This is a genomic window from Nonomuraea sp. B10E15, from assembly GCF_039871615.1.
In the GTDB taxonomy this organism is placed as follows: Bacteria; Actinomycetota; Actinomycetes; order Streptosporangiales; family Streptosporangiaceae; genus Nonomuraea.
The window spans coordinates 71188-92635 of the sequence record NZ_JBDPMB010000028.1; the positions used below are offsets into that span (position 1 = coordinate 71188).

Consider the following 21448-nt stretch of genomic DNA (forward strand, 5'->3'; position numbering starts at 1 on the left):
GGGATGCGTGTGGAGATGCTGCGGCGGTATCCGGTGAAGTCGATGCTGGGCGAGGAGGTCGGGCAGAGCGAGGTGACCGAGCGCGGCCTTGCGGGGGACCGGGTGCGGGCGGTGCTCGACGTCGCCACCGGCAAGATCGCCAGCGCGAAGAACCCGCGGCTCTGGCGTGGCCTGCTGACGATCGAGGGTGCGCGGGTCCCCGGTGACGTGGAGCTGTCGCGGATGCTCGGTCGCGAGGTGCGGGTGATCGACGTGCCGCCGGCGGGCGCCGAGTTCGAACGGTCGGTGCCGGAGCAGGTGCTGGCGGAGGGGATCGAGGCGGAGGTGCCGCACACGGTGGGCACGCTCGGTGGGGCGTCTCCGGACGGCACGTTCTTCGATTTCGCCCCGATTCATTTGATCTCCACGTCCGCTGTCGAGCGGATCGGCGCGCTGAGCCCGCGCGGGCGTGTCGAGGCGGTCCGTTACCGGCCCAACCTGGTGATCGCGACGGACGAGGAGGGGTTCCCGGAGAACGCCTGGGCGGGCCGGGAGCTGCACGTGGGCGACGAACTGGTGCTCAAGGTGATCGTGGCCACGCCTCGCTGCGCCGTGCCGACTCTGGCGCACGGGCCGCTGGATCGCGACACGGAGGCCCTGCGCACCGTGGCCAGGCACAACCGGGTGCCGGTGCTCGACATGGGGCCGCAGCCGTGCGCGGGGGTTTACGCGCGGGTGCTGCGGCCCGGTCCGGTCAGGAAGGGCGATCGGGTCACGCCAGCGGGGTGAGGTGTTCGTCGAGGTCGTCGAGGATCTTGCCGGCGGCCGTGACGCCGATGCCGGTCATCCAGATCTCGTCGTCCACGGGGTGGGCGTGGCCCGACGTGACGGCCTTCAGGTTCTTCCACAGGGGACCGGCGGTGACCGTGGCCTGTGACTTGGCGGCGGCCTCGCCGTACGCGCTGTAGAAGATGGCGTCACCGTCGGCCTTGGCGATGTTCTCCTGGCTCAGCTTGCCGAAGCGCCTGTCGTCCTGGCCGGCCAGCTGCTGCGCTTCGGGCCGCGGGACGGCCGCGTCGCCCAGCACGATGCCGCTGAACGACTCGGGCCCGTACATCCGGATCTCGGTGGGCATGAACCGCACGATGCTCACCTCCAGCTTCGAGAACTTCGCCCCCACCTGTTCGGCCCGTGCCTCGTAGTCCGACAGCAGCCGCGTGGCCTGTTCCTTCTTGCCCAGCGCCTCGGCGTCGAGCAGGAAGTTCTCCTTCCAGGTGATGCCGACGCGCTCGGTGAAGACGGTGGGCGCGATCTTGCTGAGCTTGTCGTAGAAGGGGGCCTGCCGGAACTTGGAGCCGAGGATGAGGTCTGGTCGCAGCGCCATGATGGCTTCGAGGTTCAGCTCCTGGAGGGTGCCCACCGCCTTGGTGGACTTGAGCGCGGGGCCGAGGTATTCGGGCCAGGTCTGGTTCTGGGAGGCCTGCGCGGCGCCGACGGGCGTGAGGCCGAGCGAGATCATGCTGTCGAGCTTGTCGGTGTCGAGCACCACCACCCGCTTGGGGGCCATGGGCACCTTGGTCTCTCCCATGGCGTGTTTGACGGTCCGGGTGGGACCGGCCTCCTGCGAGGAGGTGGAACTGCCGCAGGCGACGAGGGTGAAGGAGAGCGCGGCGGCGAGGGCCAGGCGGAGACGCATGGGCATTCCTTGATCGTTAGGTTAGGCAAGCCTAAGTATCCCACGCGCCGATAGTGCGGTGCGGAAATGGTGCCTGTGAGAAGGCCGAAACGTCGGCGAAACACCCGTACGGCGAGATTCACGAACGTGAAACATACCTGGTCGAGCCACGAAACCCCGGCCGAACACGCTGTGGCCACACGTCACATGTAAGGAGGGTCGCGTCGTGAAGATCGATAGCGGCACGACTGCCTGGATGCTCACAGCCGCCGCACTGGTGCTGTTGATGACTCCGGGCCTCGCGTTCTTCTACGGGGGCATGACCAGGGCCAAGAGTGTCCTGAACATGATGATGATGTCGTTCGGCGCCATCGTCACCGTCACCGTCACCTGGATGCTCTTCGGGCACTCGCTGGCCTTCACCGACAACCCCAGCTCGGCCCTCAACACCTTCGTCGGCGGCTTCGACGCCCTGGGGCTGCAGAGCCTGGTCGACACCGCCACCAAGGACGACGGCACCGGCATGCCGAGCCTCGTCTTCTCCATGTTCCAGATGACCTTCGCCATCATCACCGTCGCGCTGATCAGCGGCGCGATCGCGGACCGGGCGAAGTTCGGGGCGTGGATGCTCTTCACCGCCATCTGGGCCACGGTCGTCTACTTCCCGGTCGCGCACTGGGTGTGGGGCACCGGCTGGCTCAACACCATGGGCATCGAGGACTTCGCCGGCGGCACCGTCGTGCACATCAACGCCGGAGCCGCGGCGCTCGCGCTCGCTCTCGTGCTCGGCAAGCGCCAGGGCTGGCGCAAGGAGCCGATGCGGCCGCACAACCTGACGCTGGTGCTGCTCGGCGCCGCCCTGCTCTGGTTCGGCTGGTTCGGCTTCAACGCCGGCTCCGAGCTGGCCGTGGACGGCATCACCGGGCTGGCCTTCATCAACACGCAGGTGGCCACCGCGGTCGCCGTGGGCGCCTGGCTCCTCGTGGAGAAGCTGCGCGACGGGCACGCCACCAGCCTGGGCGCCGCCTCCGGCGCGGTCGCCGGTCTCGTCGCCATCACCCCGGCCTGTGGTTTCGTCGACCCGTGGGCGGCGATGGTCATCGGCCTGCTGGCCGGCGCGAGCTGCGCCTACGCCGTCGGCCTGAAGTACCGGCTCGGCTATGACGACTCCCTCGACGTGGTCGGCGTGCACCTGGTCGGTGGCGTGGTCGGCGCCGTCGCCCTCGGCTTCCTGGCCGCCTACCCCGCCACGGACCAGCAGAGCGAGGGGCTGTTCTACGGCGGTGGCTTCGGGCAGCTCGGCCTGCAGGTGCTCGGCCCCGTCGCGGTCGGCGCCTACTCCTTCGTCATCACGTGGGTCATCGGCACGATCATCCACAAGACCATCGGCTTCCGCATCTCCTCCGAGGACGAGGTCACCGGCGTCGACATCACCACCCACGCCGAGACGGGTTACGACCTCGGCACCGTGCACGCCTCCGGCGTGAGCTCGCCCAACGGCCCTGTCACCGCTCCCGCGACGAAGAAGGTGGACGCATGAGGCTCATCACAGCGATCATCAAGCCCTTCAAGCTGGATGACGTCAAGGCCGCCCTCGAGCAGTTCGGCATCAAGGGCATGACGGTCAGCGAGGCGAGCGGCTACGGCCGCCAGCGCGGCCACACGGAGGTCTACCGCGGCGCCGAATACCAGGTCGACCTGGTGCCGAAGGTCAGGGTCGAGGTCCTCGCCGAAGAGGACGACACCGAGGACGTGATCGACGTCATCGTCAAGGCCGCGCACACCGGCAAGATCGGTGACGGCAAGGTCTGGTCCGTGCCCGTGGACACCGTCATCCGCGTGCGCACAGGGGAGAGGGGCCCGGAGGCCCTGTGAGGAAACCCAGGCGACGCCCGGACGACGGGGTCCGGGCGGAGCTCGGCAAGGGGGCGCAGGAGTGAGGGGCGAGGCCCGTTCGTACGCCGCGGCGCGCAAGGAGCGGGCCGCGGACACCGACCGCTGGCTCAAGGATCTCTTCCGTACGGCCGGCGACGGCCGGCACGTTTCCCTGGTCGCCGTCGGGAGCCTGGGCAGGGGCGAGCTGGCCCCCGGCAGCGACCTCGACCTCGTCCTGCTGCACAACGGGCGGGCCGACGTCGCCAGGATCGCCGACCGGATCTGGTATCCGATCTGGGATTCGGCGGTCAACCTCGACCATTCGGTCCGCACGGTCGAGGAGGCGGTGACCGTCGCCCGCCAGGACCTGAAGGCCGTGCTCGGCCTCATCCAGGCCCGGCACGTGGCGGGCGATCCTGAGCTGACCCGCAAGGCCAGGGAGGCGGTGCTCGCCGAGTGGCGGGCCGACTCCCGGCGCCGGCTCGGCGAGTTGCGCGCCGCCGCCGACCAGCGGGCCCGCGCCAGCGGCGAGCTGGCCTTCCTCCTCGAACCCGATCTGAGGGACGGCCGCGGCGGGCTCCGCGACGTCCAGGCCATGCAGGCCGTGTCCGCCGCCTGGGTCGCCTCGGCACCCGGCCCTCGGGCGCGGGAGGCGTACGAGCTCATCCTCGACGTGCGGCACGCGTTGCACGTCGTCACCGGCCGTGGCACCGACCGGCTGGTGTTGCAGGAGCAGGACGCGGTGGCCGGGCTGCTCGGCCTGCTCGACGCCGAGGCGCTGATGCGCAGGCTCGCCGAGGCGGGCCGCACCGTCTCCCACGCGTTCGACGCCACCTGGCGCACCGTTGACAGGCTCCTGTCAGGCCCTGCTCCCCGGGGCCGCCGCCCGCTGGCGGACGGCGTGGTCGAGCACGGGGGCGGGGTGGTGCTCGCCCGGGGGATCGACCCGCGCAAGGATCCCGTCCTGGTGTTGCGGGCCGCCGCTGCGGCGGCCGACTCGGGGCTGCCGCTCGCCCCTGCCACGGTGTCCGTTCTGGCTGCTCAGTCGCCGCCGATGCCGGTGCCGTGGCCCGAGGAGGCGCGCGACGCGCTGGTGTCGGTCCTCGGCGCGGGCCGTGCCGCCGTGCCCGTGTGGGAGGAGCTCGACCAGGCGGGCATCCTTGTCAAGCTGCTTCCTGACTGGGAGCGCGTACGCCACCGTCCCCAGCGCAACCCGATCCACCGGTTCACGGTCGACCGGCACCTGATCGAGGCCGCCGCGAACGCCGCCAGCCACACCCGCGAGGTCTCCCGTCCCGATCTCCTGCTGATCGGTGCTCTGCTGCACGACATCGGCAAGGGGTGGCCCGGCGACCACTCGGTGACCGGCGAGGTCGTGGTCCGCGACATCGCCACCCGCATCGGCCTGCCCCCGTCCGACGTGGATACCCTCGCGACCGTCGTCCGCCACCACCTGCTGCTGCCGGAGACCGCCACCCGCAGGGACCTCGACGACCCCGTCACGATCGAGAAGGTCGCGGCCACGGTCGGCACGCGGGAGGTTCTCGACCTGCTGGCCGCGCTGGCGGTCGCCGACGGCAACGCGACCGGCCCGGCGGCGTGGAACGGCTGGAAGGAGGGGCTGGTCGCCGACCTCGTACGCCGTGTCAGGTCCGTGCTCGCCGGCTCGCCCCCGCCCAGGCCGCCCGTGCTCTCGGCCGAGCAGGCCGCGCTCGCCCGGCACGGCGGCGGCGCCGTGCGCGTCAACGGGGGAGCGGTCACGGTCGTCGCTCCCGACCGGGTGGGCCTGCTGTGGAGCGCCGCGGGCGTGCTCGCCGCGCACCGGCTCGTCGTGCGCTCCGCCTCGGCCGCCTCCGCGGGGTCGACGGCCGTGATCGAGTTCTCCGTCATCCCCGAGTACGGCTCGCCGCCCGACCCCGCGACGCTGGAGGCGGATCTCCGTCTCGTCCTTGCTGGGCGTCTTGACATCGAGCAGCGGCTGGCCCGCCGTACACGCTCCATGAGGCCGCCTCGCGTGCCCGTCGCCCCACCCCGCGTGACGTTGGTGGACGACGCTTCCGCGACCGCCACCGTGGTGGAAGTCAGAGCCCATGACAGGCCGGGGCTGCTGTGGCGCATCGGGCGGGCGTTCGGCGAGTGCGGTCTTGACGTGAGGGCCGCCCGCGTGGAGACTCTCGGCGCGGAGGCGGTGGACGTCTTCTACGTAGTGGATCGCGCCGGTCGCTCCCTCAGCGGCGACGCGCAGAGGGCTCAAGTCCGTGATCAGGTGCTTGCCGCACTGAGATAACCAACAGCACACGACTGGCGGACATCTTTGTAACAATGGTGTCCGAAATGCCTGGTAAGTCGGATGCTGTGGATACCTTGTGGACGGCTTGAGGGCCCGTTGACTGAGGGGACGATTGAGGGGTAGCGGAAGCAGTGACTACGGGGAACTCCGGCGGCGGCCCAGCCGCGCAGCGGGACCGCGAACGGCGGTCACTGCCTCGTTTCGGCTTGCGCAACTGGCGCGTGCGGTGGCGGCTCACCGCGCTCATCCTGGTGCCCACCATCGCCGGCGTCGTGCTCGGGGGAGCGCGCGTGGTCGAGTCGGTCCAGAGCATCGGCGTCTACGACCGCACGGCCATCGGGGCCGAGCAGTCCGGGCGCATCCGTGACCTCGTGCAGGCGATCGGGCTTGAGCGTGACACCGCCGGATGGGCGGGCGCCGGCCGCGCCGTGCGCAAGAAGCTCGCCGCCCCGCTGGAGCAGCGCAAGGCCGCCGTCGACACGCTGGTCAGGGCCGTGCGGTCCGACCTCGACACGATGGACACCTCCTACGGTCCCCGCATCGTCAAGGCCGCCGCGCAGGCGAGATACGACCTGAGCCGGCTGGAGCAGATCAGGGAAGAGGGCCAGACCGACCCCGTCCGCTACGACTTCCTCACCGACACCCTCCTCAGGCTGCACGACGAGCTGAGCCTGCTGTCCGACGACTCGCAGATCATCGGCCAGTTCCGCGCGCTGAGCGCGCTCGCGTCGGCCAAGGAGGAGATCTCCCGGCAGCGCGTCCAGCTGATCCAGGCCTCCTACAACACCCAACGGGTGGGCGCCGACGAGGTCGAGGCGTTCATCGCCTCCAACGCGCGCCAGCAGAGCGACATCGCCGCCGTCGGCGCGGAGGCCGGCCCCGACGTCGGGCTCGCCCTGTCCAGGAAGCTGACCGGCACCGAGGAGTACGTCAACGTCCAGCTCACCAAGGCACGCGCGATCACGCTGGTCAGCGGCCGGTCGCCGGGCGCGCGGATCACCGAGAACCTGATCTCCGCCACGGGCGACCGCGAGCAGTGGTTCAAGCAGAACACGACCACCATCGACGTGCTCCACGGGATCGAGGAGGACCTGGCGGGCAAGGTCGGCCTGCGCAGCCAGGAACTGCGCAGCGCCGAGATCCGCAACGCGGTCATCGCGGGAGTGCTCATCGTGGCGCTGCTGCTGCTCGTCCTGCTCCTCACCGTGGCCATCGCCCGGTCCATGGTCGGCCCGCTGCGCCGGCTGCGCACCGAGGCCCTGGAGATCGCCGGTTTCCGGCTCCCCGACGTGGTCCGGCGGCTGCGCGTCAGCGGCGAAGGCTCCGTGGGCGAGGTACGCCCCATCGAGGTCGAGGGCAACGACGAGATCGGCGAGGTGGCCAGGGCCTTCGACCAGGTGCACCGGCAGGCCGTGCGGCTGGCGGGCGAGGAGGCCGAGCTGCGCAGCAACATCAGCTCGATGTTCGTCAACCTCTCGCGCCGGACCCAGACGCTGGTCGAGCGGCAGATCTCGCTGATCGACGGCCTGGAGAAGGGCGAGCAGGACGGCGGCCGGCTGGCCGACCTGTTCAAGCTCGACCACCTGGCCACCCGCATGCGACGCAACTCCGAGAACCTGCTGGTCCTGGCCGGCCACGAGGCCACCCGCCGGCGCAGCCAGCCGGCCAAGCTGGTCGACGTCGTACGCGCCGCGCTGTCGGAGGTCGAGGGCTACGAGCGTGTCCAGGTCAAGGTGCACCGCGCCACCTCGGTGGTCGGCAGCGCCGCCAACGACCTGGTCCACCTGGTCGCCGAGCTGGTCGAGAACGCCATCCAGTTCTCCCCGAACAACTCCCAGGTCACGGTGACCAGCAGCCTCATCGAGGGCGGCGGCGCGCTGGTGTCGGTGACCGACACCGGCATCAGCATGACCGAGGAGGAGCTGGCCGAGGCCAACCGCCGTTTGGCCGAGCCCCCGGTCGTGGACGTGTCGGTCTCCCGGCGCATGGGCCTGTTCGTGGTCGGCCGGCTGGCGCTGCGCCACGGCATCAGGGTGCAGCTCAGGAAGGGCGAGGGCGCGGGGCTGATCGCCATGGTGCTGCTGCCGCCCGCGCTGATCGCCGACGGAGCGCAGCAGCCGCTGCCGCAGCGGCCGGCGTTCGGCGGCGGGACCATGCCGGGTCAGGCGGCCGCCCCAGGCCAGGCCGGCGTTCCTGGCCAGGCCGGCGTGCCCGGTCCGGCGGGTGTGCCGGTGCCCGGCCAGGCGGGTCAGCCCGCCCAGAACGGGACGTTCCGGTCGTTCGGCAGCTTCGACTCCTTCGACCCTGGCTCCTTCCGTCCGGGCGGCAACGGCAGGGTCACGGGAGCGCCCCGGCCCGGCCCCGCCACGTACGACAGCGCGCCGGGGACGCCGAGGCCGGCGTTCGGAACGCACCCGTCCGACCCCGGCAGGGCGGGTGTCAACGGCTTCACCGCCGACACCGACGGCGGTTCCTACCGCAGGCAGCCGGCCTCGTTCGACTCGGGAACCTACCCGTCGTACCCGAGCAAGGGCTCTCCGCCATCCGGAAATGGCGCGTTCCAGACGCCGCCGCCGTCGTACTCCACGAACGACGTGCGCAGGCCGGACCCGGTCCCCTCGGTCGACGTGTCGCCGGTGGGGCAGGAGCAGGAGGAGTTCCTGCCGATCTTCGCGTCGGTGGAGTCGGCCTGGTTCCGCAGGCCGCCGGAGGAGCAGGCGGCGCAGGCGGAGGGCGGCGGCGATGCCACGCCGGGGCAGGCCGTACGCTCTGGGGAGGAAGCGTGGCGAACGGCCGCTGACGCCGGCTGGCAGGCGGCGGCCGCCGCGAGCGAGCCGAGTCTCGGCGGGATCACCGCCGCCGGGCTTCCGAAGCGCACCCCCAAGGCGAATCTGGTCCCCGGCACGGCGGCCGGCCAGGCGGCACAGCAGCAACAGCCGTCGCGGCCGGCGCCGGCGCAACCGGTCTCCGCAGACCGGATGCGCAGCAGGATGGCCGGTTTTCAGCAAGGTGTGCGACGGGCCCGCCAGGAAGTACGTGGACAGGAGGAACAAGAGTGAGTGAGCGTCCCGCTGGGGAGGATGCGTGACAACCCTGAGCCATGAGGCACATCGCTTCGACTGGCTGATCACCGACTTCGTCCGCAACACGCCAGGTGTGGCGCACGCCGTCGTCGTCTCCGCCGACGGTCTGTGCCTGGCGGCGTCGGAGGGCTTCCCACCTGACAGGGCCGACCAGCTCGCCGCGGTCTCGGCGGGTCTGCTGAGCCTGACCGTGGGCGCGTCCAGGGTCTTCGAGGGCGGGTCGGTGACGCAGACCGTCGTCGAGATGCAGCGTGGCCTGCTCCTGGTCATGGCGATCAGCGACGGTTCCGTGCTCACGGTGCTGGCCGCGCCCGACTGCGACATGGGGCTCGTGGCCTATCAGATGACGCTGCTGGTGGACAGGGCGGGACAGGCGCTCACCCCGGCCCTGCGCGCGGAGCTTCAGGCGGCCAGGACGCGGTGATGAACTGATGGGAGAGGGTCGTGTACGGCGTTGACGGGGCCGGGGACGACGAGCCCTTGTTCCGCCCCTACGCGGTGACCGGCGGTCGATCCGAGCCCCGCTATCACCTCGCGATGGAGACGTTGATCTCGTCGATGTCGATCCCGGACGAGGAGATGGCCCTGCTCACCCCCGAGCAGGAGGCCATCATGCAGCTGTGCAGGACGTTCCGGTCGGTCGCCGAGATCTCGGCCCTGCTCCGTGTCCCGCTGGGCGTCGCCAGGGTGCTCGTGGCGGACATGTCCGATGAAGGGCTTGTCCGCCTGCACCGGCCGCACCTCAGCGAGGGACAGCCAGACCTCAACATGCTCGAAAGGGTGCTCAGTGGACTACGCAGGCTCTAGCCCCGGCCTCACGTCGACCAAGATCGTCGTCGCGGGCGGGTTCGGCGTCGGCAAGACGACATTCGTGGGGGCGGTGTCCGAGATCCTTCCGCTCACGACGGAAGCGGTGATGACCGACGCGTCCGCGGGCATCGACGACCTCGGCCTGACGCCCCACAAGCAGACCACGACCGTGGCGATGGACTTCGGCCGTCTGTCGCTGGATCGTGACCTGATCCTCTACCTGTTCGGCACGCCCGGGCAGCACCGGTTCTGGTTCATGTGGGACGACCTGGTGCGCGGCGCCATCGGCGCGGTGGTGCTGCTCGACACGCGCCGCCTGGCCGACAGTTTCCCGGCCATCGACTACTTCGAAGAGGCCAAGCTGCCCTTCCTGATCGGCATCAACGGCTGGGAGGGCCAGTTCCCGCACTCAGACCAGGAGGTGAGGGAGGCGCTGGCGCTGTCGCCGCAGGTGCCGATCGTGCGCACCGACGCCCGCAACCGCGAGGCGGTCAAGTCGACGCTGATCTCGCTGGTCGAGCACGTCGTACGGCTGCGCTCCGCTCCCGTGCGCTAGCGCTCCCGCTACGAGCGGGCGTTGCCCGGAGCCTGACCGCCCCCGTCGGCCCGGCTGTCCACCAGCGCCTCGATGCCGTCGAGCACGCGCCGGAGGCCGAACTCGAAGGCATGCTCGGGGCTGTAGGCGGCGTTGAGCTGCTCCCCCACCGCCTGACCCACCCGGGTCGCCGTGGGATAGCGGTCGACGTCGGCGATCCTGCCGAGGAAGGGCGAGTGCGCGGCCCACCACTGCTCGTCGGTCATGCCCGTCCGGGTCTCGGCCTGCGCGGCCTCCACCGCGCCCCGGGCGGTGCCGTGCACGAAACCGGTGATCAGGGTGATCACCGAGTCCATCTCCACGTCCGTCAGCCCGATCCCGTCGATCGCGCGCAGCTCGTAGTCGTACTTCGCGGTGACGTTCGGGCCGAGCACCGGGCGGCTCGTCGCCACCTGCAGCAGCCAGGGGTGGCGCAGATAGAGTGCCCAGTTCGCCCTGGCGATCTGCTCCAGCCGGCCCCGCCAGCCGCCGGGCACGTCCTCCGGCCTGCCGGTCTCGCCGTAGACGGTGTCCAGCATGACGTCGAACAACTCCGGCTTGCCGGGCACGTACGTGTAGAGCGACATCGTCCCGACGCCCAGCCGCTCGGCCACGCGGCGCATGGACAGCGCCTGCAGGCCCTCCGCGTCGGCCACCTCGATGGCGGCCCGCACGATGCGGTCGACGCTCAGCTCCGGCTTGCCCTTGCGGCTGGCCCGCTCTCCGGTGCGCCAGAGCAGCGCCAGGCTGCGCGCCGGGTCGCCCTTGCCCGAGTACTCGAGGGTCACCGTCGTACGGTACACCGTACGGCAGTCATGTGTGATGTCGGAAGTGGTCGCCATCTGCAGGGAGCGGGAGGGCCGCCAAGGCCCGGGCGTTCAGTGGCAGAACCTCGGACACCGTCGCCTCCTGCGGATGGTGCTTGTGCTTTCGGGCATCGGTCAGGGCTTGGCCGTCGTCTCCCGCGTAAGCGGGGCGAGAAGCCGCTGCCTTCAGGGAGCGGAGGAGTCACGGGTTCGTCCTCTACACCGGCAAGCGGTCACTCGCCTTCGGGGATCGGCTCACCGCCCTGCCGATCAGTGCGCTGTGGGACCGGTAGTGGCCGCGCACCGACGATCCGGACCAAGGAGCGCGGGTCAGGCCGGCCGGGGGTGGCGGTAGAACTCCACGGGCTCCGGGGGCAGCGGGGTGTTGCCGAGGATGAGATCGGCCGACTTCTCGGCGAGCATCATGACCGGGGCGTAGATGTTGCCGTTGGTGACGTACGGCATCGCCGAGGCGTCCACCACGCGCAGCCCGTCGAGGCCGTGGACGCGCATCGTCCCCGGGTCCACCACCGCCGTCTCGCCGGTGCCCATCTTGCAGGTGCAGGAGGGGTGGAGCGCGGTCTCGGCGTCCCTGGCGACCCAGTCGAGGATCTGCTGGTCGCTCTGCACGGCGGGGCCGGGGGAGAGCTCGCCGGCGTCGAGGCCGGCCCAGGCGGGCTGGGCCAGGATGGTCCTGGCGTGCCTGACGGCCTCCACCCACTCGCGGCGGTCCTGGTCGGTGGAGAGGTAGTTGAAGCGCAGGGCCGGCTTCTGGCGGGGATCGGCCGACGTGATCCGCACCGAGCCCCTCGCGTCGGAGTACATCGGGCCGATGTGCACCTGGTAGCCGTGGCCGCCGGCCGGGGCTGAGCCGTCGTAGCGGACCGCGATCGGCAGGAAGTGGAACATCAGGTTCGGGTACGCCACCTCGTCGTTGGAGCGGATGAAGCCGCCGGCCTCGAAGTGGTTGGTGGCGCCCGGGCCGCTCCTGCGGAAGAGCCAGTCGGCGCCGATGAAGGGCCTGCGCCATCTGGCCAGCGACGGTTGTTGCGAGACCGGCTGCCTGCAGCCGTGCTGGACGTACACCTCCAGGTGGTCCTGCAGGTTCTCGCCCACGCCCGGAAGGTCGTGCACCATCTTCACGCCCAGGGGCTCCAGCAGCTCGCGCGGGCCGACCCCGGACAGTTGCAGGAGCTGGGGGGTGTTGACGGCGCCGGCGCTCAGGATGACCTCGCCCGCCTCGATGCGCTCGCCGTCGCACCGCACGCCGACGGCCCTGGTGCCGTCGAAGAGCACGCGCTCCACGAACGCGCGGGTTCTGACCGTGAGGTTGCGCCGCCGGCGTACGGGGTGCAAATAGGCGCGGGCCGCGCTGAGCCGGCGGCCGCGGTGGACGTTGCGGTCGAAGGCCGCGAAGCCCTCCTGGCGGTAGCCGTTCACGTCGTCGGTCAGCGGGTGGCCGGCCTGCTGCACGGCCTCGAAGAACGCCTCGAAGAGCGGGCCGCGGGCCGGGCCGCGTTCGAGCTTCAGCGGGCCGTCGCCGCCGCGGAAGTCGGTGCCGGGCTCGGCCAGGCAGGTCTCCATGCGCTTGAAGTAGGGCAGGCAGTGCGCGTGGTCCCAGCGTTCCATGCCGGGGTCGGCGGCCCAGCGCTCGTAGTCGAGCGGGTTGCCGCGCTGGAAGATCATGCCGTTGATGCTGCTGGAGCCGCCCAGCACCTTGCCTCGGGCGTGGTAGACGCGGCGGCCGTGCATGTGCGGCTCGGGCTCGGACTCGTATTTCCAGTCGTAGAAGCGGCTGCCGATCGGGAACATCAGCGCGGCGGGCATGTGGATGAACACGTCCCACAGGTAGTCGGGCCTGCCCGCCTCCAGCACCAGCACGGACGTCGAGGGGTCGGCGCTGAGCCGGTTGGCCAGGGCGCAGCCCGCGCTGCCGCCGCCCACGATGACGTAGTCGTACCTCAACGGGGAATCCAGTCCTTCCACACGATCTTGTTCTCGGCGACCCATCGCTCGGCCGCCTGCTCGGCGGTCATCTTCTCGTTGATCATGTCGCTGGCCACGGTGTTCTGGTCGTCGTTGGTCCAGCTGAAGTTGCGCACCAGCTCGTACGCCGGCCCGCCGGTCTCCGCGAACCGCCGGCTGACGAGCTTGTCGAGCAGGTAGGGCGGGTAGTCGCAGGCGACCTTGGCCGGGACCTCGTCGCAGCCCACCGCGTACGGGGGCAGCGCGACCTTGACGAGTCTGACCTTGGTGAACAACCATTGCGGTTCGTAGAAATACATGAGCAAGGGCGTCCGATTCCTCGTCGCGGACTGGGCCGCCTTGATCAACGCCTCCTCGCTGCCCGAGTAGACGACTTTGTAGTTGAGGTTGAGGTTCTTGACGAGTGTCTCGTCGTTGGTCACGAACGACGGGTCGCCGTCCAGGATCTGTCCGGCATTTCCCGTCTTTGGGGTGCGGAAGAGGTGTGCGTATTTATTGAGGTTTCGGTAGTCCGTAATGTCGGGATATTTCTTGGCCATCCACTCGGGGACGTACCAGCCGATCACTCCCTTGTTGCCCGTAAGACCGGCCGACAGGGCGACCTTCTTCTCCTCGATGAACTCCTTCTTCAGATCGTTGTGCCCCCAGTTCTCGACGATCACGTCCACCTTGCCGGACTCGAAGTCCTTCCAGGATTGCGCCTCCGCCGCCTTCCGCGTCTTCACCGCGTATCCCAGCTCGTGCTTCAGCAGGTACGCCAGCACGGCAGCCTGGGCCTCGTAGCCCACCCAGGCGTGGACGTCGATGGCGACCGTCCCCTTGGACACGGTGGCCGAGTCGGGCTCCCCGGTGGAGCAGGCCGCCAGGAGCAGGGCCGCGACCAGCGGCCCGACGAGCGTCTTCGTTCGCATCAGAGGTCTCCGTGCCCGGGCCCCGCGTGCCGGGACCCGGGTCGTCGAGGGGCTACTTGGGGATCCACGCCTGCCACTTGGCGGGGTTGGCCTCGACCCACTTCTTGGCGGCCTCCTCGCCGGTCATGCCGTTGTTGGTCATGTCGTCGGCGACGGCGTTCTGGTCCGCGTTGGTCCAGCTGAAGTTCTTGACCAGCTCGTACGCCTTGCCGCCGGTGTCGGCGAACTTCTTGCTGACGATCTTGTCGAGGTCCATCTCCGGGTAGTCGCAGGCCACCTTCTTCGGGTCGGCGTCGCAACCCTCGGTGTGGGGCGGCAGGTTGACCCGGACCAGCTCGGTCTGGCTGAACAGCCAGTGCGGGTCCCAGAAGTAGAACAGCAGCGGCTTCTTCTGCGCCTGCGCCTGCTGGGCGCCCTTGATCAGGGCCGCCTCGCTGCCGCCGGTGACGATCTTGTAGTCGAGCTTGAGGTTCTTGATCAGCGCGGCCTCGTTGCTGACGTACGACGGGTCGCCGAACAGCAGCTGGCCCTTGCCGCCAGACTCGGAGGTCTTGAACAGCTCGGCGTACTTGTTGAGGTTCTTCCAGTCGGTGATGTCGGGGTGCTCGTCGGCCATCCACTTGGGGATGTACCAGCCGATGACGCCCTTGTTGCCGGTGGAGCCGGCCTCGACGGCGACCTTCTTCTCCTCGATGAACTGCTTCTTCAGGTCAGGGTGGCCCCAGTTCTCGATGATGACGTCGACGTCGCCGGTCTCGAAGCCCTCCCAGGCCAGCTGCTCCTTGATCTCGGGCAGCTCGACCTCGTAGCCGAGCTCGTTCTCCAGCAGGTACGCCACGACGTTCGCGCTGGCCTCGTAACCGACCCACGGATTGATGGCGATCTTCACCGTGCCGGCGGAGGCGCCCGAGGCGCTGGCGCCGGCCTCCGGCGCGGCGGAGCTGGTCGAGGTGTCGACCGTGGCTCCGCCGCAGCCCATCGTGGTGAGTCCCAGGGCGAGAAGGCCTGCGAGCAGGCGAATCTTCATGTGAACTTCCTCTTTCGGGGGGAAGAGCGCCTGTCGGCGCCCTGCGTGATGCGGTCGAGCATGACTCCGAGGAGCACCGTGGCGATGCCGGCCACGAAGCCCATGCCGAAGTCGGTCCGCTGGGAGAACCCGAGGACCACGTCGTAGCCCAGCGCGCCCGCCCCGACCAGGCCGCCGATGACGACCATGGCCAGCGTCATCACGATGCCCTGGTTGGCCGCGAGCAGGATGGCCCTCCTCGCCATGGGCAGCTGCACCTTCCACAGCAGCTGGCCCGGGGTCGAGCCCGCCGATGCGGCGGCCTCGACGACCGTGGCGGGCACCGCTCTGATGCCGTCCTCGACCAGGCGTACGACCGGCGGGACCGCGTAGATGACGGAGGCGAAGATCGCGGTGAACCTGGTGGTGCCGAAGAGCGCCAGGGCCGGCAGCAGGTAGACGAACGCGGGCATGGTCTGCGCGGCGTCGAGGATGGGCCGCTGCACGGCCGAGAAGTGCGGCGAGCGGGCCGCGGCCACCCCGAGCAGCAGGCCGATGGCCAGCGTGACGAGCACCGCGACGGCGACCGTGCTCATCGTCATCATGCTGTGCTCCCACAGGCCGAGCAGCGCGATGGCCAGCAGGCAGGCCAGCGCCGTCAGCGCGGGACGCAGCCCGCTCACCCGCCAGGCCGCCGCCAGCACCGCGAGCGCCACCAGCCACCAGGGGGCCGAGGTGAGCAGCGACTGCAGCGGGTTCAGCAGGGCCTGGGTGGTGGCTTCCCTGATGAACGTCGTCACCGGGTACCAGGTCGTCTCGGCCCAGCGGACGGCGGCGTTCACCTCCGCCACGACGTCGAGGGTGAGGTTCTCGGGCCAGACGCGCGGCGACACGGGGATGAGCGCGAGCCCGGCCAGCGCCAGCGCTCCCGCCCCGGCCAGGTCGACCCGTGAGGTCCGGGCGTGCGCGTCCCGGCGGGAGAGGGCCATCGTCATCCGGTCGAGCGTCACCGCCATGATCACCACGGCCACGCCCGCCGGGAGCATGATGCCGACCTGGGCTCGCGACAGGCCGCGGATGATGTCGCCGCCCAGCCCGGGCGCCGAGATCAGGTTCGCGATGACGACCATGGACAGCGCCATCATGATCGTCTGGTTGACCGCCAGCGCCATCGTGGACCTGGCCAGCGGGAGGTGGACCTTGAACAACGTCTGCCGGCCCGTGGCTCCCAGCGAGGCGGACGCCTCGACCGCCGTGGGGGAGACCTCCGAGATGGCCAGGGCGGTGATGCGGATGGCGGGCGGGATCGCGTAGATCATCGTCGCGATGGCGCCGGCGGGCGCGCCGATGTGGAAGAACAGCGCGAGCGGCGCCAGGTACGCGAACGTCGGCATGATCTGCATGACGTCGAGGACCGGCGTCAGCGCCCTGCGCACGCGCTCGGAGAGCCCGGCCCACACGCCCAGCGGGATGCCGACGGCCAGCGACAGCAGCACCGCCACCGCGACCAGGGCCAGCGTGTCGACGCTCGACTCCCAGAGGCCGAGCAGGCCGAACGCGCTCACGCCGCCCACCGCGAGCGCCGCGATCCACCGGCCGCCGGACAACCAGCCCAGCGCACCCATGACGCCCGTGAGTCCGGGCCAGCCGAGCGCGAACAGGACGGTGTGGAAGGCGTCGTAGAGCCCGCCGACGAACAGCCTGATGTAGTTGAGGAAGTACAGGAAGAGCGGGTTGTCGTTCCTGTTGTCGTCGATCCACTCGCGCAGCTCGGTGACGGCCAGGAACGGCGCCGCCTCCCTGCTGTGCGGCAGCGTCGCCGTGTCGCGGAAGGCCAGGTACGCCGCCGCGAACAGGACCGCCGCCCCCGCGGGGGCCGCCCACCCCGGCAGGCCGAGCCAGGCCGGCCTGCCGGCGGCCGTGGCGCTGCTCATGCGCCCGCTCGCACGGGGCTCTCCTGGCCCGACAGGAAGGACAGCAGGTCGACCCGGTCCACGACGCCCGCCAGCTCGTCGCCGTCCACGGCCCTGATCGGGTGGGCGGAGGCGGCGGAGGCGGCGATGGCGTCCCTGATGACGGTGGTGACCGGTAACTCGGGCCCGTCCAGCGACTCGCCGGGCTCGGGGGGCCGGCAGAGCCGGCGCAGCGTCAGCACGTGGCTTTTCGGTACGTCACGGACGAAGTCGGCCACGTAGTCGTCGGCCGGCGCGCCCACGAGCTCCTCCGCGGTGCCGAGCTGCACGATCGAGCCCGCCCGCATGATCGCGATCCTCTCGCCCAGCTTGAGCGCCTCCGACAGGTCGTGCGTGATGAACACCATCGTCTTGCCGACCTCCCGGTGCAGGCGGATGACCTCGGCCTGCATGTCGCGCCTGATCAGCGGGTCGAGCGCGCTGAACGGCTCGTCGAACAACATCACCTGCGGGTCCACGGCCAGCGCGCGGGCCAGCCCGACCCGCTGCTGCATGCCTCCGGAGAGCTGGTCGGGGTAGGCGTCGGCGTGGCCGTCGAGGCCGACCAGGGCGAGGATCTCCTCGGCCCGCTCGTGCCTGGCGGCCCTCGGCGTGCCCTGGATCTCCAGACCGTAGGCGACGTTGTCGATCACCTTGCGGTGCGGCAGCAGGCCGAAGTGCTGGAAGACCATGCTGACCTGGTGCCGCCGGATCTCGCGGAGCCGGGCGGGCGAGGCGCGGCCGATGTCCTCGCCGCCGATGGTGATCTCGCCGGCGCTGGGCTCGACGAGCCGCGTGAGGCAGCGTACGAGGGTGGACTTGCCGCTGCCGGACAGCCCCATGACCACGAAAACCTCGCCGGGGCGTACCTCGAAACCGACGTCCCTGACCGCGGCGGTGCAGCCGGTCTTCTCTCTCAGCGCGGCGGGATCGAGATGTCTGTCCTCGCTGTTCAGCACTTTCTGTGCCTTGGGCCCGAAGATCTTCCACAGGCCGTCGACGGTGATGGCCGCGCTGTGAGAATCGCCCACACTCGCCTCCTCGTTATGACGTCGCTCAACATATGTGGTGATTAGCGACATTCTCAACGCTGTGACACTCCGGAGATCACGGTGCGGCTTCCGTGTTATGCGTTGAAACGTACTAACCGCTCATTAGCGGACATCTATCTTGATCTGGGTTAATCTCTCGCCCGGGTGCTTCACGCATGGTGTCCCAAGTTCTATCCTCAGGAGTCACACGACTCGACTTTTGTCGCGTTAAGTTCGGTTGGCCGTCCTGTATGGGATGTGTTCCAATTACCCGCACTTGCTGATTTCCCCCGGGGCGTATGCCCCTCATATACGCCGATTCGGGCGAGGTGCGTTCGGTGAGTACACAGCTGAGCGAGAGGCAGGCCGGCGAGAGCGGCTGGCGGCTGCGCAACTGGCGCGTGCGGGCGCGCCTGGTCGCGCTCATCCTCATCCCCACGGCCGCCGCCGTCCTGCTCGGCGGTGTCCAGGTGCTCGCCTCGACCTCCGCCGCCGGCGACTACAGCCGTACGAACCAGTTCGCCCGGATGTCCGCGGAGCTGGGCGAGCTCACCCACCAGGTGTCCACAGAACGGGCCAGGACCGCGTGGTACATCGCCCGCGACCGGCCCGCGGTCGAGCTCGGCACGGTGCGCGCCCAGATGGACCAGACCGACCTGTCCGTCAAGCAGGTGCGCGGCCTCGCGCAGTCCCTGCTGAACGACGTGAGCGGGCGCACCGCGGACCAGATCGAGACCCTGCTCAGCCGCCTGAACGACCTGAGCACCCTGCGCGCGCAGGCACTCGACGCCAACCTGCTGCCCGGCCCGGCCGTCGAGCTCTACACGACCGTGATCGCCGACCTGCTGTCCGTGCACAACGAGCTGATCAAGGGCAGCGTCGACGACGAGCTGTTCCGCCAGACCCGCATGCTCGACGCGCTCGCCCGGGCCAAGGAGAGCGTCTCCTACCAGCAGGCGCTGGTCACGATCGTGCTGGTCGAGGGGGCGTTCGACCCCGACCAGCTCAAACGCTTCCTCGGCGAGCAGTCCAAGGAGGCCAGCGAGCGCAGGGGTTTCGCCGAGGAGGCCACCTCAGGCGAGCGCCGCTTCTTCGACGAGACCGTCAACGGCAGGTCCGCCGAGCGCATGTTGTTCCTGCGCGAGCTGGTGATGATCAGGGCCACCAACGAGCTGCCGCTGCGCGGGCTCGACCAGGCCAAGCGCGACGACGCCAAGGAGTGGCACGACGCCGCCGCGGTGGTCGTCGACTCCATGCGCACGGTCGAGCGGCGCCGGGCGGAGGGCATCGTGGCCCGCAGCGAGGCGCTCAGCGCGGACGAGCGGCGCAAGGCGTACGTGACCGCGGGCGCGGTCCTCGCGCTGCTGGTGGCGGTGCTGCTGATCACCACCGGTGTGGCCAGGTCGCTCGTACGCCCCCTGCGCCGCCTGCGCAGCGAGGCACTGGAGATCGCGGGCCGGCGGCTGCCCGACTTCGTGCAGCACCTGCGGGAGTCGCGCGACGGCGCGGTCAACGCCGAGGTGCCGCCCATCGGCATCTTCTCCAGGGACGAGGTGGGCGAGGTCGCGCGCGCGTTCGACGAGGTGCACCGCGAGGCCGTACGGCTGGCGGGCGACGAGGCGCGGTTGCGCTCCAACGTCAACGCCATGTTCGTCAACCTGTCCAGGCGCAGCCAGACGCTCGTCGAACGGCAGCTCACGCTGATCGAGCGGCTGGAGCGCGGAGAGCGCGACGACGCCCGGCTCGGCGACCTGTTCAAGCTCGACCACCTGGCCACCCGCATGCGGCGCAACAGCGAGAACCTGCTCGTCCTGGCCGGCCAGGAAGCCGCCCGCAAGTGGAGCGAGCCGGTCGAGCTGATGGACATCGTGCGGGCGGCGCTGGGCGAGGTGGAGAGCTACGACCGGGTCAGCATCCAGGTCGAGTCGGACGTCGCGATCGCCGGCCAGGCCGTCACCGACGTGGTGCACCTGCTCGCGGAGCTGGTCGAGAACGCCGTCTCCTTCTCCTCCCGGGACACCAAGGTCATCATCTCCAGCGGCCGGCTCGACGAGGGCAGCCTGATGGTGTCGGTCACCGACCAGGGGATCGGCATGAGCCCCGACGAACTGGCCGAGGCCAACTGGCGGCTGGCCAATCCGCCGGTCGTGGACGTGTCGGTGTCGCGGCGCATGGGCCTGTTCGTGGTCGGCCGGCTGGCGCTGCGGCACACCATCAAGGTCCAGCTGCGGGCGCAGGACATCGGCGGGCTGACCGCCATGGTGCTCATCCCGCCGATGTTGCTCACGGAGGTGCCGAGCGCGCTGCCCGCGCAGGGACGGGTCCAGGTGCCGAGACAGGCGCAGGTGCGTACGCCGTCCTTCGGGACCGCCGACTCCTTCGCCGCCCCCGTGCACACGCCCCCGCCCGCCTCGCTGACGGGCCCTCCGCCCGGGCATCCGTCGTTCGACGCCGCACCCGTGACGGCCGAGCCGTCGTCGTGGTTCGGCCCGTCGCCGACGACCCTGCCGGCCGCGCCGCCGCCCACCCTGCCGCCCGCCCTGCCTCCCACCCTGCCTCCCACTCTGGGAGAGCAGCCGCCGTACACCTATCCGGGCGAGCAGCCGCCGTACACGCAAGCGGCCGAGCCGCCGCCCGACCTGGCAGGGCCGTCCCAGGACGAGTTCCTGCCGATCTTCGCCGCCGTCGAGGAGAGCAGCTGGTTCAGCAAGGCGGCCCCCACCGCCGACCACCGCGACTCCTCCTGGAGCTCGCCCGCCGACCAGGGATGGCAGGCCGCGGGCGCGGCCGCGGAGCCCGCCCAGAGCGGCACCACGAACTCGGGCTTGCCGAAAAGGACGCCGAAGGCGAATCTGGTACCAGGCACCGCGAATCCGGCGCCCGCTCCCGCTCCCGCTCCACCGCTGTCCCCTGATCGGCTGCGTTCCCGGCTGGCCAGCTACCAGCAGGGCGTGCGCAAGGGCCGTGCCGAGCTCGAGGAGGACTCGTGAAGGAGCTGAGCCAGGCCGCCAGGGACGTCAACTGGCTGGTCACCGGCTTCGTCGAAGAGGTGCCCGGCGTGGCGCACGCCGTCGTGGTCTCCGCCGACGGGCTGCCCATGGCGTACTCGCGGGGCTTCCCCAAGGACCGCGCCGACCAGCTCGCCGCCATCGCGGCGGGCCTGGTCAGCCTCACGCACGGATCGGCGCGGGTCTTCGAGGGCGGAGGGGTCACCCAGACGCTCGTCGAGATGGAGCGCGGGCTGCTGCTCGTGATGTCGATCAGCGACGGATCCTGCCTGGCGGTGCTGGCCGCACCCGACTGCGACATGGGGCTGGTCGCCTACCAGATGACGATCCTGGTCGAGCGCGCGGGCCAGGTGCTCACGCCCGCCGTACGGGCGGAGCTGTCCGCCGCGCGTCCGTGGTGATCATGTGTGTTTACAGGCCGCAGACCCCGGGCTTCAGCCCTGGGGATAGGCCGGAATGGGG

At 70.4% G+C, this 21448-nt stretch carries 17 protein-coding genes; 10 read left to right on the forward strand and 7 right to left on the reverse strand.

The window, feature by feature from the left end; all coding sequences use genetic code 11:
* The first annotated feature begins 3 nt into the window (after positions 1-3).
* Positions 4-768, forward strand: a complete 765-nt coding sequence (locus ABGB14_RS44080) for an MOSC domain-containing protein (protein WP_347649853.1) — start codon at positions 4-6, stop codon at positions 766-768.
* On the opposite strand, the gene ABGB14_RS44085 is transcribed toward ABGB14_RS44080, so the two are convergent.
* A complete protein-coding gene (locus tag ABGB14_RS44085) occupies positions 752-1675 on the reverse strand; it encodes an iron-siderophore ABC transporter substrate-binding protein (protein ID WP_347649854.1) in 924 nt (307 codons plus the stop codon). The two genes, ABGB14_RS44080 and ABGB14_RS44085, sit on opposite strands and share 17 nt — an antisense overlap.
* A 205-nt stretch (positions 1676-1880) precedes the next feature.
* On the opposite strand from ABGB14_RS44085, the gene ABGB14_RS44090 reads away from it, so the two are divergent.
* From ABGB14_RS44090 to ABGB14_RS44120, 7 genes are all read left to right on the forward strand, one after another.
* The gene (locus ABGB14_RS44090; protein WP_347649855.1) at positions 1881-3194 is read left to right on the forward strand and encodes an ammonium transporter; all 1314 of its coding nucleotides are present in this window, start codon (positions 1881-1883) and stop codon (positions 3192-3194) included.
* On the forward strand, positions 3191-3529 hold the full coding sequence (locus tag ABGB14_RS44095) for a P-II family nitrogen regulator (RefSeq protein ID WP_347649856.1): 339 nt from the start codon (positions 3191-3193) through the stop codon (positions 3527-3529). Before ABGB14_RS44090 ends, ABGB14_RS44095 begins: the two co-directional genes overlap by 4 nt.
* Positions 3530-3590: 61 nt before the next feature.
* Positions 3591-5816 (forward strand): [protein-PII] uridylyltransferase, encoded by a 2226-nt coding sequence (locus ABGB14_RS44100; protein WP_347649857.1) that lies wholly within the window; start codon positions 3591-3593, stop codon positions 5814-5816.
* A 209-nt stretch (positions 5817-6025) separates the two neighbouring features.
* Entirely contained in the window at positions 6026-8878 is a 2853-nt protein-coding gene (locus ABGB14_RS44105; RefSeq protein WP_347649858.1) for a nitrate- and nitrite sensing domain-containing protein, read from the forward strand.
* 25 nt (positions 8879-8903) lie between these two features.
* Positions 8904-9326: a roadblock/LC7 domain-containing protein gene (locus ABGB14_RS44110; RefSeq protein ID WP_132330743.1), complete on the forward strand. Its 423-nt coding sequence runs from the start codon at positions 8904-8906 to the stop codon at positions 9324-9326.
* A gap of 20 nt (positions 9327-9346) precedes the next feature.
* Positions 9347-9709, forward strand: a complete 363-nt coding sequence (locus ABGB14_RS44115) for a DUF742 domain-containing protein (protein ID WP_347649859.1) — start codon at positions 9347-9349, stop codon at positions 9707-9709.
* Positions 9690-10268, forward strand: a complete 579-nt coding sequence (locus ABGB14_RS44120; protein WP_347649860.1) for an ATP/GTP-binding protein — start codon at positions 9690-9692, stop codon at positions 10266-10268. Before ABGB14_RS44115 ends, ABGB14_RS44120 begins: the two co-directional genes overlap by 20 nt.
* 8 nt (positions 10269-10276) lie before the next feature.
* Here the strand turns inward: ABGB14_RS44120 and ABGB14_RS44125 are convergent, their stop codons facing one another.
* The 6 genes from ABGB14_RS44125 to ABGB14_RS44150 all read right to left on the reverse strand — a co-directional run bounded on the left by ABGB14_RS44125 (position 10277) and on the right by ABGB14_RS44150 (position 17978).
* On the reverse strand, positions 10277-11074 hold the full coding sequence (locus tag ABGB14_RS44125) for a TetR/AcrR family transcriptional regulator (RefSeq protein WP_347649861.1): 798 nt from the start codon (positions 11072-11074) through the stop codon (positions 10277-10279).
* A 348-nt stretch (positions 11075-11422) separates the two neighbouring features.
* Positions 11423-13057 (reverse strand): choline dehydrogenase, encoded by a 1635-nt coding sequence (gene betA / locus ABGB14_RS44130; RefSeq protein WP_347649862.1) that lies wholly within the window; start codon positions 13055-13057, stop codon positions 11423-11425.
* The gene (locus tag ABGB14_RS44135) at positions 13054-13989 is read right to left on the reverse strand and encodes an ABC transporter substrate-binding protein (protein ID WP_347649863.1); all 936 of its coding nucleotides are present in this window, start codon (positions 13987-13989) and stop codon (positions 13054-13056) included. The genes betA and ABGB14_RS44135 overlap by 4 nt, the downstream gene beginning before the upstream one ends.
* Positions 13990-14041: 52 nt before the next feature.
* On the reverse strand, positions 14042-15016 hold the full coding sequence (locus tag ABGB14_RS44140) for an ABC transporter substrate-binding protein (RefSeq protein ID WP_347649864.1): 975 nt from the start codon (positions 15014-15016) through the stop codon (positions 14042-14044).
* Entirely contained in the window at positions 15013-16929 is a 1917-nt protein-coding gene (locus tag ABGB14_RS44145; RefSeq protein ID WP_347649865.1) for an ABC transporter permease subunit, read from the reverse strand. The genes ABGB14_RS44140 and ABGB14_RS44145 overlap by 4 nt, the downstream gene beginning before the upstream one ends.
* Positions 16926-17978 carry a glycine betaine/L-proline ABC transporter ATP-binding protein gene (locus tag ABGB14_RS44150; protein ID WP_347649866.1) on the reverse strand — a complete coding sequence of 351 codons (1053 nt, stop codon included), beginning with the start codon at positions 17976-17978 and terminating at the stop codon, positions 16926-16928. The genes ABGB14_RS44145 and ABGB14_RS44150 overlap by 4 nt, the downstream gene beginning before the upstream one ends.
* Before the next feature lie 338 nt (positions 17979-18316).
* On the opposite strand from ABGB14_RS44150, the gene ABGB14_RS44155 reads away from it, so the two are divergent.
* Positions 18317-20968, forward strand: coding sequence for a nitrate- and nitrite sensing domain-containing protein (locus ABGB14_RS44155; protein ID WP_347649867.1), 2652 nt, complete (start codon positions 18317-18319; stop codon positions 20966-20968).
* Positions 20965-21387, forward strand: a complete 423-nt coding sequence (locus ABGB14_RS44160) for a roadblock/LC7 domain-containing protein (RefSeq protein ID WP_347649868.1) — start codon at positions 20965-20967, stop codon at positions 21385-21387. Before ABGB14_RS44155 ends, ABGB14_RS44160 begins: the two co-directional genes overlap by 4 nt.
* Positions 21388-21448: the final 61 nt, after the last annotated feature.